At 48.4% G+C, this 14,818-nt stretch carries 15 protein-coding genes; all 15 read left to right on the top strand.

Going from position 1 to position 14,818, the window contains the following annotated elements:
* Positions 1–57: 57 nt before the first annotated feature.
* Complete coding sequence (locus DHAF_RS21745; RefSeq protein WP_015945175.1) at positions 58–321, top strand: DUF4321 domain-containing protein; 264 nt, start codon at positions 58–60, stop codon at positions 319–321.
* Position 322: 1 nt separating this feature from the next.
* Positions 323–961 carry a Maf family protein gene (locus DHAF_RS21740; RefSeq protein WP_005816795.1) on the top strand — a complete coding sequence of 213 codons (639 nt, stop codon included), beginning with the start codon at positions 323–325 and terminating at the stop codon, positions 959–961.
* Positions 930–1,613 (top strand): RadC family protein, encoded by a 684-nt coding sequence (gene radC / locus DHAF_RS21735; RefSeq protein WP_005816793.1) that lies wholly within the window; start codon positions 930–932, stop codon positions 1,611–1,613. Before DHAF_RS21740 ends, radC begins: the two co-directional genes overlap by 32 nt.
* Before the next feature lie 182 nt (positions 1,614–1,795).
* Positions 1,796–2,812, top strand: coding sequence for a rod shape-determining protein (locus tag DHAF_RS21730; RefSeq protein ID WP_005816790.1), 1,017 nt, complete (start codon positions 1,796–1,798; stop codon positions 2,810–2,812).
* Between the two features lie 25 nt (positions 2,813–2,837).
* Positions 2,838–3,704, top strand: a complete 867-nt coding sequence (gene mreC, locus DHAF_RS21725) for a rod shape-determining protein MreC (protein ID WP_015945174.1) — start codon at positions 2,838–2,840, stop codon at positions 3,702–3,704.
* Positions 3,705–3,706: 2 nt separating this feature from the next.
* A complete protein-coding gene (gene mreD, locus DHAF_RS21720) occupies positions 3,707–4,216 on the top strand; it encodes a rod shape-determining protein MreD (RefSeq protein WP_005816787.1) in 510 nt (169 codons plus the stop codon).
* Positions 4,217–4,243: 27 nt separating this feature from the next.
* Positions 4,244–6,337 (top strand): penicillin-binding protein 2, encoded by a 2,094-nt coding sequence (gene mrdA, locus DHAF_RS21715; protein WP_005816786.1) that lies wholly within the window; start codon positions 4,244–4,246, stop codon positions 6,335–6,337.
* 217 nt (positions 6,338–6,554) lie between these two features.
* A complete protein-coding gene (minC, locus tag DHAF_RS21710) occupies positions 6,555–7,241 on the top strand; it encodes a septum site-determining protein MinC (protein ID WP_005816782.1) in 687 nt (228 codons plus the stop codon).
* A 66-nt stretch (positions 7,242–7,307) separates the two neighbouring features.
* The gene (minD, locus tag DHAF_RS21705) at positions 7,308–8,102 is read left to right on the top strand and encodes a septum site-determining protein MinD (protein ID WP_005816779.1); all 795 of its coding nucleotides are present in this window, start codon (positions 7,308–7,310) and stop codon (positions 8,100–8,102) included.
* 30 nt (positions 8,103–8,132) lie between these two features.
* Positions 8,133–8,408, top strand: coding sequence for a cell division topological specificity factor MinE (minE, locus tag DHAF_RS21700; RefSeq protein ID WP_005816777.1), 276 nt, complete (start codon positions 8,133–8,135; stop codon positions 8,406–8,408).
* Positions 8,409–8,595: 187 nt separating this feature from the next.
* Positions 8,596–9,759: a rod shape-determining protein RodA gene (rodA, locus tag DHAF_RS21695; RefSeq protein WP_005816775.1), complete on the top strand. Its 1,164-nt coding sequence runs from the start codon at positions 8,596–8,598 to the stop codon at positions 9,757–9,759.
* 638 nt (positions 9,760–10,397) lie between these two features.
* A complete protein-coding gene (locus tag DHAF_RS21690; RefSeq protein ID WP_005816557.1) occupies positions 10,398–11,144 on the top strand; it encodes a murein hydrolase activator EnvC family protein in 747 nt (248 codons plus the stop codon).
* Positions 11,145–11,233: 89 nt separating this feature from the next.
* The gene (locus DHAF_RS21685; protein ID WP_005816555.1) at positions 11,234–12,109 is read left to right on the top strand and encodes a M50 family metallopeptidase; all 876 of its coding nucleotides are present in this window, start codon (positions 11,234–11,236) and stop codon (positions 12,107–12,109) included.
* A 140-nt stretch (positions 12,110–12,249) separates the two neighbouring features.
* Entirely contained in the window at positions 12,250–14,106 is a 1,857-nt protein-coding gene (locus DHAF_RS21680; protein WP_005816553.1) for a TIGR03960 family B12-binding radical SAM protein, read from the top strand.
* A complete protein-coding gene (locus DHAF_RS21675) occupies positions 14,103–14,816 on the top strand; it encodes a TIGR03936 family radical SAM-associated protein (RefSeq protein WP_011460898.1) in 714 nt (237 codons plus the stop codon). Before DHAF_RS21680 ends, DHAF_RS21675 begins: the two co-directional genes overlap by 4 nt.
* Positions 14,817–14,818: the final 2 nt, after the last annotated feature.

Raw genomic sequence — 14,818 nt, 5'->3', positions numbered from 1 at the left:
AACCAGCCAGGTGCAACATGCCCTGGCTACATTTCTATGGGTGAAAGGGGGCAAACTATGCCGGCAGGTCGAACTAATTCAGGAGCGGGTCGCACCCTACTTCTTATCTTGTCAGGAGGGGCTATTGGGACATTAATAGGCTATGGGTTCGAAAAGATCTCTTTCTTGGCACCTTTTCTGCGCCCAGCCGTCATTGATTTCCCTTCACATACCTATTTAGACTTCTTTTTTATCACCTTTTCATTTGGATTTCGTCTGAATATCACCGTTGCTACGGTTTTAGGGGCAATGGTTGGTTACTATCTGGCTAGGAAGTGGTAGAATGCTCGTACTGGCTTCAGCTTCTCCCCGCAGGGCAATGCTTCTGGAAGCAGAGGGCTTTTCCTTTATACGAGTGGAAGCGGATGTTTCTGAAGTACTTCCCCAAGGTATTTCCCCCGAATCAGCAGTGAAGGGACTGGCTTTGCGCAAAGCTCAGGCTGGGTTGAATCGTTGGCTGAATCATGGTGGAAGCAGAGAGGATATAATTCTGGGGGCTGATACCATCGTTGTCTTAAACCAGCAGATTCTCGGCAAACCCAGAGATGAGGAAGAGGCAGAAGCTATGCTGACCGCATTAAGCGGACAAACTCACTACGTGTACACTGGAGTGGCCTTGGTCAATGGAGCAGGGCGCCAGGAATGTGGTGCGGTATGTACGGCAGTCTTTTTCCGTTCCCTGACCCATGAGGAGATTCTGGAGTATATTGCTACGGGAGAGCCTGTGGATAAAGCGGGAGCCTATGGGATTCAAGGGCTGGGAGGCCATTTAGTGGATCATTATGAAGGATCTTTAAGCAATGTGATTGGCTTACCCATGGAGTATGTTAAAGAGCGGCTGAGTGTGTGGGGGATGGGACTTGGAGATATCGCCCTGCATGAGGTGAAGGATGGATTACCGTCGGTTAAAGGATCTACCTGAGGAATTATTACCTCGTGAACGGTTGTTTCAATATGGAGCAGATGCCCTCTCTAATCGGGAAATTCTGGCCATTTTGTTGAGGACTGGGGTCAAAGGAGAGAATGTCCTGGATTTTTCAGAACGCCTTTTGACTGAAACGGGAGGGTTATCAGGATTAGCTCGCTTAACGGTTCATGAGTTGACCCGGTATCGTGGTATGGGAACGGCTAAAGCGGCTGAACTAAAGGCGGCATTGGAATTGGGGCGGCGTTCAGTATCTTCGGATCCCTTGGTACGCCCTGTGATCAATTCTCCTCAAGACATAGCCCATTTGGTCATGGAAGAAATGCGCTATCTGGATCGAGAGCATTTCCGGGTCGTGAGTCTATCGACCAAGAACCATGTGCTGGGGATCAGTTCCATTTCCGTAGGCTCTTTGAATTCTTCTTTGGTACATCCCCGGGAGTGCTTTAAAGAGGCCATCCGGCGTAATTCCAATGCGATTATCCTTTTGCACAATCATCCCAGTGGGGACCCGACCCCCAGTAGTGAAGATATTGATGTAACCCGTAGATTATCCGATGGGGGGCAGATTCTGGGTATCGAAGTCCTTGATCATGTCATTATCGGAGACAATCGGTACATAAGCTTGAAAGAACGAGGAATATTATAGAGGGTAAGAAAAATTTGGATGAGGGGAAGGCCCCCGCAAGAACCCAATGGACCTCGTATTATTGGTATAGCAGATAGTATTGGTCTGTGAGTGTACAAGGGCTGTCGGCACTTTGCCTTCAAGTGAAGGTGCAAGGACGAAAGCGGTACACAGATAGTGTTATAACGGAAGGGGATTAACCAATGTTTTTTGGCAAAGATTTGGGCATTGATTTAGGCACTGCAAATACGCTGGTTCATATGAAAGGGAAAGGTATCGTTTGTAATGAGCCTTCTGTAGTTGCGATTGATATTGAAAAAAAGACCCCGCTGGCCGTAGGGGATAAAGCAAAAGAAATGATTGGCCGGACACCGGGCAATATTGTAGCGATTCGGCCACTAAAGGATGGCGTAATCTCGGATTTTAATGTTACTCAGAAAATGTTGAAGTATTTTATTACGAGAGCATTAGGCACCGAGTCCCCATTTGCTCGTCCCAGGGTTGTCATCTGTGTACCCTCAGGGGTAACTCCTGTAGAAGAACGGGCTGTCAAGGAAGCTGCCTTGGCTGCGGGAGCAAAGGATCCGGTTATTATGGAGGAGCCGATGGCTGCGGCCATCGGGGCAGGTCTTCCTGTTAGTGAGCCTACAGGCAATATGATTGTAGATATTGGCGGGGGAACCACGGAAGTTGCGGTGATTTCTTTGGGCGGTATCGTGACCAGCCGCTCGATCCGCATTGCTGGGGACGAGATGGATGATTCCATTGTCGCCCATATCAAACGTCGCTATAATTTAATGATAGGCTATCGGACTGCTGAAGATATCAAGATGGAAATTGGCTATGCTTATCAGGCAGAAAAGGGTAAGGCTTATCAAGTCAGAGGACGGGATTTGCTGACGGGACTCCCTAAAACTGTGGAAGTTACCGCGGAAGAAATCCAGGAAGCCCTGCAGGAACCTGTGGTGGCGATTGTTGAAGGGGTAAAGTCTTGCTTGGAGAAAACTCCTCCCGAGTTAGCTGCCGACATTATGGATCGAGGCATCGTCATGGCCGGAGGAGGCTCTCTTCTCCGCAATCTGGACAAGCTGATCGCTGATGAGACAGGAATGCCGGTGCATCTCGCTGAGGATCCTCTATCCTGTGTTGCCCTTGGGACAGGAAAAGTATTGGAAAATGCGGAAGTTTTCCGCAGAATTGCTGCTTTGCAAAAAAGCTAGAGTTTGAAGCGAGGAGGAAGTCTTGGTGCGGAAAAGAGTGACTGGAACGGGAATTATGGTTCTCGTTTTCTTCCTCGTGTTAGGAGTCTTAGTAAGTATTCGACTGACCGGACTGGGAAGCCAATTCCCTAACCCCATAGGTGGGGTGCTGCAACGAGTCCTAAGCCCTGTAGAAGGTGTTATCCTGAGAGCAGGCAATAGCTTAAAGGATAACACCCGGGTTTTCTGGAACTTCGGTGACGTTCAGAAAGAAAATGAGGAATTAAGGACCAGAGTTGAACAACTTACAGGAGACAATCTAAAGCTTAAAGAGCAGGTTTTAGCAGGACTCCGCTATAATGAACTGGATTCAAAAATGTTTAAGAGCCCCGATGTGGATAAGTATACGAAGATTGGTGCCAGTATTATTAGCCGCAATCCCAATGCCTGGTATCAGACTCTAACTATTAATCGGGGGACGAATGACGGTGTAGCGGTGGATGATCCGGTCATCGTTGCTTTGGGTTTAGTGGGCAAGATTGTCTCGGTGACGCCCACTACTTCAGAAGTACTTTTAATCACAGATAGTGAAGGCCAAGTCAGTGCCCTGGTTCGAGGAAGCACCGGTTCGCCAACCTTTGGCATTGTTGAAGGGACATATAAGCGAACTTCCCGCCTTGAAGCAGAAGGAAATCTCCAGATGCTTTTGCGTCGTGACGACAATGTCAATGTTGGTGATTTGGTGCTCACTTCGGGTTTGGGTGGAGTTTATCCCAAAGATATTCCCGTCGGTAAGGTAGAGCAGATTCAATTGGACGGTTCGGGACTGTTGAAAACAGCATATATATCGCCTTTGGTGAATTTTGATTCTCTGGAGGAAATTTATATTATAGAAAAGTCAGGGGGGCAGTAACGATGCGGCGCAATATCCTCATTATCGTTATGCTCCTTTTCAGCTTGATTCTTCCGGGAACTGTTTTCTATTTTTGGTCCTGGGGCGGAATAAAACCTGATTTGGTGTTGTTATTTACCATTTATATGGCTCTGCATCACCGCACTTTACCGGGAGCACTTTGGGGTTTGGGAGCAGGGATGCTCGCAGATTTTTATCTGGGCAGACACTTTGGCATGTATGCTTTAACTTTAACTGTGGTGGCACTATTATCGGACTGGCTCTCCCAACGCTGGTATCGGGAGAACTACTTCTTAATAGCTTTGCTGGTTTTTTTGGTTACTTTCGTGGGAGAAGGGCTGATTGCTTTTTTGAATATCCTGGTGGGAGCACGGTGGTCTTTAAGCGATGCATTCCGCTTGGTGATCGGGGTCTCGGTGTATAACGCTGTACTGGTGCCCCTCACTTATCCGTGGATTCATCGTTCGTTTACACGGGGGTGGCTGAAGTATCGGCCCAAGTATGATCGGTGACGAACAAAAATCTAGGAGGCGAAAAAGATGGAAGAAGATAAAGAACGCAAACCCTATACACGCCGTCTCTGGGGCCTTAGCGCCGTCGTGTTTCTCGTATTCCTGATTCTTGGCTTCAACCTTTGGCGATTACAAATCGCCAAAGCTTCCTATTACGAGACAAAGGCCCAGGGTAATATCATGAAACTGGTCTCCATCCCTTCCAACCGTGGAGACATTGTCGATCGCAATGGTGAATTGCTGGTTACCAGTGTGCCTCAGTTCGCTCTGACTATTGATTGGATGGATCTGCAAACGGCTCCCGTCGATAGTGTGCAGGAAGTCGTTGCCCGCCTGGCGGGCTACATTAAACCCTATTGGCCGATTAAAGAGCAAAGTGTGGAGAATATCACAGAGGATATTCTGGTCATGATGCAAAATCAGCAGTGGGAGCGTTATCGATCGGTTACGGTTATGGGTGATGTGCCGGATCCTCTCAAGGCTATTATTGCGGAGCATAAGGATGAACTTCCGGGTATTAACATCGAAGCATTGCCTGTACGTGATTATCGCAAGGGTACCTTAGCCGGTCATCTTTTGGGATATGTCCGTGAAGTAGGCAGTGAGGAGGAAATTGCTTCGTTTAATAAAAATCCTCAAGCCCAGGAGGATGGGTTTAAATACACCCAAGGGGATCAGGTAGGAAAAATGGGCGTGGAAAAAGGCTACGATTACTGGCTGCGCGGCAGAGAAGGGGTTCAGCAGGTCATCGTGGATAATAGTGCCCGCCCCATTGCCAAAGAAGTCATTCAGCCCTCCGAGCCCGGGAAAACTCTGCAACTGACCCTTGATGCCAAGCTGCAGGCTGTGGTGGAGAAGACCTTGGATGATGTGTTCAGGGAGTATGTACATCCTCAGCATCCCGACTCCAATCAGGGTGCCGCAGTAGTCATAGAGGTTAAGACGGGAAAGATCCTGGCGATGACTTCCCATCCCTATATGGATCCTAATGATCTCACTGGGATTATCTCTGAGGAACTTGCCGAGAAGTATTTCCAAGCGAAAGATGCAGCCTCCTATAATCGGGCATTATCCGGAACCTATGCCCCGGGCTCAACCTTTAAAATGATTACAGCTATGGCCGGTTTGCATGCCGGCGTGGTGACTCCTTATGAGCAGTTTAACAGCTCCAATGTGGCGGCTACTTTGGGAACGATCCATGGTATTCAGGAGTGGTCTTGGGGAGGGTTCGGATTAGTGGATCTGAATCGGGCCATGGCTAAGTCTTCCAATACCTATTTCCAAGCGGTGGGGCAAAGAGTCTTTAATAAAAACGGAGAGCTGATAAAGCAGATTGCCAATGAATTTGGTCTCGGTGTCTATACGGGTGTGGATATTCCCGGTGAGTCCAAAGGAAGTGCTCCTTCACCGGAATGGAAAAAGGCAACTTTCGGGCCCCAATATGAAAAAGCCAGGGATAATGCCCTTGCCAAAATCGAAGAGGAGTATAAGGCCAAGCTTGGGTCGGCTAAGGATGAGGCCGAGCGGAAGAAATTAGAAAGCCAGAAGAAGAGCAAGATCAATCAAGTGGAAGCGGATTACGCCTATAATGTTCGTTGGTTTGTCGATTGGCAGTATTCCGAGACCTTTAATACCTCGATCGGACAAGGGGATAATGTCTATACGCCATTGCAGCTTGCTAATTATGTGGCGACCATTGTCAACGGCGGTAAGAGAATGCAGCCCTATGTGGTGGACAAGATCCTGGATCCTGTGACAGGTGAAACAGTGTATCAGAACGAACCTATAGTCAGAAACACCGTCTCGGTTTCCCCGGAAATATTGCAGACAGTTAAAGAGGCTATGAGCAAAGTTACCATCGGTGAAGGAACGGCAAGCGGAATTTTTGCTGATGTTCCGGAGTTCAGCGGCGGGGCCAAGACTGGGACGGCTCAGATCGGTTCCAAAGGTACAGCAGCCGGGGAGCTCTTTAATGGGGTCTTTGTGGCCTTTGCACCTTATGATGATCCGCAAATAGCTTTTGCCGGAGTTGTCGAATACGGAGGCCATGGCGGTGAAACTGCCGGTGCTGTAGCTAAAGCTGCTTTTATGGAGTATTTTGGCTGGGAATCTAACAAATGAGATGAATTTGGAAGTAATATAACGAAACAATGGAAAAAAACGAGGAAATTCGCCTTCGTTTTTTTTCTTTAGGCGAGAGGGAAAACGGGAAGCACTGTAGAATTAGTATGAGCGTCAGTAAATGGCGCGATTTTTCCACGCCTTTAACTTTGGACAAGTTTTCACCGAGGCAGGGTACCGGGGGCCTCAAAACATGGAGCAATTGGGGGATTAACGGTTGACACGGACAGAGCATATTGCCTTAAAAGGTACTCGGGAAGGCCTCATTTTATATCTGGATCCCGAGGCAGCCTTTTCGCTTTTGATGGATGAACTTAAAAAGCTGCTGGAGGATTCCGACCAATTTCTTCAAGGAGCAATGGTTCGGTGCTACGGAGGGGAAAAGGAATATTCTCCGGAGCAACAGGAAGAGCTAACTTATTGCCTGGCCGAACATAGTCTTACTCTAAAAGGGTGGCTTACGGCTGCAGAAGTTTATTCCAGTGTCCGGAAGACACCGGCCGTTCAGGAAGAACCTCAGCGGATTCCGGAAGAAGGGTTGGAGGAGGGTCCCAGCCTGTTTGTGGAGCGCACGCTGCGCTCGGGGGCCAGCATTCAGTATGACGGTCATGTCATCGTCCTGGGCGATGTTAATCCAGGTGCAGAAATTGTGGCCGGCGGGAATATTGTTGTGATTGGGTCCTTAAAAGGAGTTGCCCATGCAGGTGCTAAGGGTAATCGGAATTCAATAGTGACTGCTTATCATTTAGTGCCAACTCAGCTGAGGATTGCCGATCTGGTGACCCGTTCTCCGGAAGGTGAGCAGGAATGGAGGGGCCCGGAATGTGCTCGGATTAAAGATGACCGCCTTGTCGTTGAAGGGATTCAGCTCAATGGACTCAGGGGAAAAGGAATGATTCGTTAATTATAGCGATATGAGGCTCCATTGGTTTGAAAATGTGAAGGAAATATTGGAAAGGTAGGTTGAAATATGGGTGAAGTCATTGTAGTAACTTCAGGAAAAGGTGGAGTCGGCAAAACGACCACTTCTGCAAATATCGGAACAGGGCTTGCTGCACAAGGGCTCAAAGTAGTTTTAGTGGATACGGATATCGGGTTGCGCAATTTGGATGTGGTCATGGGACTTGAGAACCGCATTGTTTATGATATCGTCGATGTGACCAGCGGGACATGCCGGTTAAAGCAAGCTTTGATTAAAGATAAGCGTTTTGAGAATTTGTATCTCCTTCCGGCAGCCCAGACCAAGGACAAGTCTGCAGTAAGCCTTCAGCAAATGAAGGATCTCTGCGACGAATTAAAGAAGGAATTTGATTACGCTATCATTGACTGCCCGGCAGGTATTGAGCAAGGTTTCCGTAATGCCATAGTCGGTGCTGACCGTGCCGTAGTCGTCACCACACCGGAGGTGAGTGCCGTCCGTGATGCGGATAGAATTATTGGCCTTCTGGAAGCAGCTGATTTGCGCAGTCCGCGCCTAATCATTAACCGGATTCGTCCCCATATGGTGAAGCGTGGCGATATGATGGATATTTCCGATATCATTGATATTTTAGCTATTGAGCTTCTGGGAGTCATTCCTGATGACGAAAGCATCGTCATTTCTACAAACCGTGGCGAACCAGCGGTCATGGATCATTCCTCACGTGCTGGAGAAGCATACCGACGGATTACACGAAGAATCCAAGGCGAAGAGGTCCCGCTGATGAATCTCGATGTACCCGATGGATTCATGGATAAAGTGAAAAAGTTCTTCGGTATGAAATAAGTGCTTGGCACTCAAGAGGAGGAATAGGCCATGTTAGAGTTTATTAGTCGAATGTTAGGAAAGGAACCCGCTTCTAAAAACGTTGCAAAAGAACGCTTAAGGCTTGTCCTCGTGCATGACCGGGCTACTATCTCACCACATATGCTTAATCAATTGAAGGAAGACTTGATCAAAGTAATTTCTAATTATATGGAGATTGACGAGGGTGCTTTAGAAGTTAACCTTAATCAAGATGACCGTGAAGTGGCCTTGATCGCCAATATTCCTGTTATAAAAATGAAACGGGATTATTCTGTCAAAGGGTAAAAGGGTAAGAGATTCTGGTGAATAGTCGGGCAAGTGCCGTAAGACCTTAAAAAACGCAGTCTTACGGCACTTTTTTGTGTATAATCATCATTCTTATCTTAAAGTTGGCAGCCGAGACTTTGGCACAACTGCCCCTTGTGTTATAATGGAAGTTGTAATTTTGTGGTGAAAAAGGGGTACTTTATCTATGCTCGACCGTCGAATGTTGAAGAATCTCGACTTTCTTTTTATCCTGTTTGTTTTTCTGCTCTTAGGCACGAGTCTCCTCATTCAGAGTACAGCTTCATATAATATCTACGAATCACAGCCTTTCCGCCTTCTGAAAATCCAGTCGGTGTGGATTGCCACCGGACTTGTATTGTGTACGGTCATCGCTTGCTTTGACTATCAGAAGTTAAGGCGCTTTTCCTGGTGGATTTATGCTTTTAATATTGCCTTGCTGTTGGCGGTTTTTGCTTTCGGGGAAGAAGCAAAAGGGGCTCAGCGCTGGATCCCGATTACGTCCACGCAAAATATTCAGCCCTCTGAATTTGCCAAATTATTTATTATTGTGACTTTTGCCGATTTCTTGTCCAAGCGTCAAGGAAAGCTCAATCGGTTTCGGGATTTCATTCCGCCTTTTTTGTATATACTTGCTCCCATGCTCCTTATTGTAAAACAGCCTGATTTAGGAACTGCCTTGGTATTTGTGGCGATTTTGATCGGCATGATGTTTGTAGCGGGTGCCAATCCCTGGAAGTTCGGGGGCTTGATCGTAGGTGGAATACTTATTGTAGCTTTTGCACTATGGGTTCACTTTGCGGAGGATTTGCCCGGCTGGCTGCAGTTTGCCAAGGCGATTCCTTTGCCCCTCCATGATTATCAGCTGCAGCGCCTGACGGTTTTTCTCGATCCGGCTGCCGATATCAGTGGAGATGGTTACCAGATTATTCAGTCCATATGGGCTATTGGATCAGGAGGATTTTGGGGAAAAGGCTATCGCCAGGGGACGCAGGCCCAGCTTGATTTCCTGCCTGAGCATCATACCGACTTTATTTTTTCCGTAGTCGGTGAAGAATTCGGTTTCATCGGCACTATTACTTTGTTATTTTGCTTCCTCATCTTTTTGCTTAGGGCGGTCAATATTGGGATGAAGGCCAAAGATGTTTATGGAACACTGGTTGCAGCCGGAATTGTCTCCATGTTTACCTTTCATATTCTCGTCAATGTAGGTATGACCTCGGGAATTATGCCGGTGACTGGAATCCCTCTCCCTTTGATTAGTTACGGAGGCAGTGCTATGTGGGCCAATCTTATGGCCATTGGTGTTTTGCTTAGCATCAATATCAGACGACAGCGGCTTATGTTTTAGCGACAGCGGCTTATGTTCAGAGAAAAGGTACCGACAGGCTCTAGGGCAGGTCGGTGCTTTTTGTGTCTTTGGGGTGCTGTGCCAGCGGAGGATGGGAGCGGTTGTCTGGGTCGTGCCGCTTAGCTGGTCTGGGGCGCGTAACTCGGTTCAGGTCGCGTAGCTTTACGCACAACGCGTACTCCATAGCTCCGGGGCTGGTTCACTCGCTTTCTTAACAGCTACGCCAAACCTCCGGGTAATACCTGATGTGAACCGTGGCTTCGCTAAATCCGTCCGCTTTTGTACGTAAAGCTACGTCTTACGGGTCTCGCGTTAGCTTCTCCCCAGGTCCTTCTTCAGAGACTTTCCTGGGGAGCGCCGACCTTGCCGCTCAAAGCGACGTCGGTAAAGACGGAAAAAGCGGCTCAGACATCGTACAATTTCCCCCGCAGTTCCCTTAAAGCCCTGCATGCACAAGACCTAAGAAGCAGCCCAAGGGCTTTGCTTGACAGGAGGAAGCGAATTTAAGCGACCGGTGTAAAGCAAAATCCTGGAGAATCCTCTTTCGGCTCTTTTCAAAACAGTTCTACGATAAGCTTTTACCGCATAGGTTTAAGCAAGTGTACGAGCATGATTTTGGATAAGGCGGGGGAAAAAGCATGAATCCATATGAGCGCTGGGATGATTGGGAATGGGAAAGGGCGGCTCAGGAGGTGGGCCGGGAAAGAGGCTTTAACTACGAGGAGCGGCCGCGGAAGCGACCCTATACAAGAAAAAAGAAGCCCTTGGGGCCTCTGTATCAATGGACCGGACTACAGAAGAAGGCAGCCCTTTCCGTGACCTTTTTCTTAATGGTTTTCTTCGCTTCCAAGGGAGAAGATATGCTGTCTCAAGGGATTTATACGGCTTATCAGGGAACCGTACAAAGCAGCAATTATTATGCATCCCTTAATGGCATGGCTTTGCAGGTTTTGGGGATGAGCATCGAAAATAAGAGCACTGCTGTGGACGCGACCATGCAGGGGAAATTCATTCCCCCTGTATCAGGCAAAGTCATGGCCGGGTTTGGGGGGGCAGGGGAAGGGCAGGCCGGTCTCCACAATGGGATTGATGTGGCCAGTGCTTTAGGTATCCCCGTGGTAGCACCTTATCAAGGGGTGGTGACTCATGTGGGAGAGGATCCGCAACTGGGAAGAGTGGTTAAGCTCGATTTCGGCAATGGCTGGACAGGAGTGCTCGGCAATTTCGGGGATATTGCCGTGGCCGAAGGACAAAGGGTGGATAGTGGTCAGGTGCTGGGTTCAGTAGGGCTATCAGCTCCCTTAAAAAAGACATGGCTGCATATAGAGCTTCGTAAGGATGGAGTACCTGTGGATCCCTTACCCTACTTGGTTCCTGCTAACTAGAGGTAGTGGGCTGACTAGAGGCTGTAGGAGATAATATGGAATGCCGTAAGGAAGCGGCAAAGGAAAAAAGATAAAAGGAAGAGAAAGCGATGGAGATTGCTCGTATTCAAGGGCTCAGCATAAAAGTTCACCCGACGTTCTGGCTGGTTCTGCTTGCTTATGGGGTCCTGGGATTGTTTACCCAGGCTCTTCTTATCTTCCTCCTGGTCATGGGACATGAGATGGCTCATTTACTGACTGCCAAGGCTTATGGCTTTAGAGTTAATGGGTTGGAGCTTTATCCCTTCGGCGGAGTAGCTCATTGTGAGGATCTTTTTGAAGGCAGGAGACTTGAGGAAAGCATGATGGCCTTAGCCGGGCCCGTTTTTAATCTTATTCTTCTTTTTGGGGCTCAGGCTTTGCGCTGGGAAGGAATCTGGACGGGGCCCACAGCGGAGGCCTTTGTTCAGCTTAATTTCTGGCTGGCCGTGTTTAATCTTACACCGGTTCTCCCCCTGGATGGGGGAAGGGTGGTTCGTGCCTTATTCTGCGATGCCTTTGGCTTTGTTCAGACCACGAAATTCCTGGCCCGGGCAGGTCAATTCTTTGGGATGATCCTCGCCGTAGCGGGTTTGGTCCTGGTTGGGAAAGAGATCTATGAAGGAATTGCCACTTGCTTTCTTTTAGCGGGATTCTTTTGGGTATCGGGACAAAAGGAAATTGACTCGGCACGAATTACTTTCTTACGTCAAATTACCCGTAAAAAAGAAGAACTTCTCCATAAAGGAATCATGAAGAGCAAGGCCATTGCCGTGACGGCAGAAACCCCCCTCATACGTATCGTGGAAGATCTAACCCCGGATCGCTATGCACTTATCCACCTGCCCGGGGGTGAGGTCTTTGGAATTGAGCGGACTTTAACGGAAACCCAAGTAGTGGAAGGAATGCTGAGGAAAGGGATACATTGTCCTGTGGGAAAGCTTTAAGGCGGTTATTTAAAGTAATGGATGTAAAAAAATTGCTTTCGCCAAACTTATGCCGGCTTGGTTTGTGCAAATCCTCCAGCTTTGTGATATAATAGATAATTACCAACTAACTCGCATAACAAGGAGGACTAGCTTTAATCATGACCGATTATAATGCGGCAGATATTCGTAAGCAGGTGGAACGTTTCCTGCCCAAGGTATTAAAGCCGAGCAGATATCTTGGCACAGAGTGGAATGCAATTCGTAAAGATTGGGAGCATAGCAAAGTTCGGATGGCTTTTGCTTTCCCGGATGTCTATGAAGTGGGAATGTCCCATCTTGGCTTGAGGATTCTCTATCATTTGGTAAACTCCTATGAGGATTTTCTATGTGAACGGGTCTTTGCTCCTTGGGTGGATATGGAAGATAGGATGAGGGAGAATACTATTCCCCTCTATGCTTTGGAATCCTATCGCCCCTTACAGGAATTTGATGTGGTAGGATTTACCCTGCAATACGAGATGAGCTTTTCCAATATCCTTAATATGCTGGATTTGGCCGGGATCCCGCTGCGGACCAAAGACCGGGGACCGGAGCATCCTTGGGTCATCGCCGGTGGACCGTGTGCCTATAACCCGGAACCGCTCGCCCCGTTTATCGATTTCCTGATGATCGGAGAGGCGGAAGAAACCCTGCCCCAGCTCCTTCGTTTAATTCAAGAGCAGAAGGAAAATCCGGTTTCCCGGGAGGAGTTTCTCCTAAAAGTAGCTCAGGTGGAGGGGGCTTATGTCCCGGAATTTTACCAGGTCCGTTACCTGGAAGACGGACGGATTCAGTCCATAGAAGCAGATCCCCGGGTACCCAAGATTGTCCAAAAGGCTATCGTTCGCAATTTGGATCAAAGTTACTTCCCCACCAGCCCCATTGTCCCTTATATGGAGATCGTTCACGATCGCATGATGCTTGAGGTCATGCGTGGATGCTCAAGAGGCTGCCGCTTTTGTCAAGCGGGGATGCTCTATCGCCCGGTGCGTGAACGTTCGCCGGAAACATTGCTGAGGCATGCGGAAGAGCTGGTTAAATCCACAGGCTATGAGGAAATCTCCTTAACCTCCCTCTCCACCGGAGATTACAGTTGTATTCAACCGGTTATTCGGGGAATCCTGGATAAGTACAGCGAGGATAAAGTCAGTGTGTCCTTACCTTCTCTGCGCTTGGATTCTTTCGATGTGAAGCTGGCTGAAGAAGTTCAAAAGGTAAGAAAATCCGGGCTTACCTTCGCTCCGGAAGCGGGAACCCAACGCTTGAGGGATGTGATCAATAAAGGGGTCACCGAGGAGAATCTTCTTGATGCGGCGGAATCTGCCTTCAAAGCGGGATGGTCCAGCATCAAGCTCTACTTTATGATTGGTTTGCCTACGGAGGCTCAGGAGGATTTGGACGGGATTGTATCTATGGCCAAAAAGGTAGTCGAGCTGGGAACGCGCTTAGGCCGCCGGAATGTGAATGTCACGGTGTCCACCAGTTCCTTCGTCCCCAAAAGCCATACTCCCTTTCAATGGGAGCCCCAGGAAGGAACGGCTTCCCTAAAACAAAAACAACAGTATTTGCGTGAAAAGTTGCGGGATCGCCGCATTAAGTATAATTATCATGATGTAGAAACAAGCTATTTGGAGGCAGTTTTTGCTAAAGGAGACCGGCGCCTGGCCGACGTATTGGAACTGGCCGTCCGGAAAGGCTGTAAGTTCGATGGCTGGAATGAGCATTTTAAGTATGAAACATGGCTGGAATGCATAGAAGAACTAGGGCTTGATCCTCATTTTTACGCTCATCGGGCGATGGACTATGACGATATACTTCCTTGGGATCATATTGAGAGCGGCGTGAATAAGCGTTTCCTCATGAATGAACATCACAAGGCATTGAAAGAGTCAAGGACACTGGACTGCCGGTATGTGGATTGCACAGGGTGCGGTATCTGTCCTGAACGAGGGTTACAGATTGATTTGAAAGGGTGAGGACCTTGAGGGTAAGAATCGCCTATACCAAAATGGAAGAAGCGAAATATATTGCGCATTTGGATTTGGCCAGAGTCTTTGAACGGGCCCTGCGCAGGGCAAGCGTTCGCCTGGCTTATTCGGAGGGGTTTAATCCTCACCCGAAGATCGCCTTTGGGTCTGCTTTGGCGGTGGGTGTCGAAGGCGAACAGGAGTATGTGGATATTGAATTAGCTCAGGAAATGGATTTAAAAGAACTCATGGGCCGTTTGCAGGAGCAGCTCCCTACGGGGATCCGTCTCATTGAAGGCAGATATGTAACCCAGGCAGCCAAAGCTTTAATGGCAGTATTAAATTCGGCCAGTTATCAAGTCACTGCCTCTTTGGGCCTGCCGGTGAGCGAAGCACGGTTGCAGGAGGGTATCCAAGCTTGGCTGGCAAGACAGCAAGTACCCTATATACGTTATAATAAGAAGGGCAGAGTTGAAAAAGATATAAGACCCTGGGTTAAAGTATTGGCAGGCAAGATCCAGGGCGATGAGGCTATCTTTGACATCGAAGTTGAAGTGGGAAACCAGGGCAGCGTCCGACCGGAGGAAGTTCTGGGCAGTCTTGGTGATTTGGAGAACCTCCCTTTGGATTTGGAGCATCTTCGCATTAAGCGCACAGGAATTTATGTAAGCTACGAAGGGCAAAAGTTCTCCCCTTTGGATGAGGCCTTCGGGAAGTGAGG

Source organism: Desulfitobacterium hafniense DCB-2 (genome assembly GCF_000021925.1).
Taxonomy (GTDB): Bacteria; Bacillota; Desulfitobacteriia; order Desulfitobacteriales; family Desulfitobacteriaceae; genus Desulfitobacterium; species Desulfitobacterium hafniense.
Note: the sequence above shows the minus strand (reverse complement) of the source record. Positions and strands in the feature narration are given on the sequence as shown.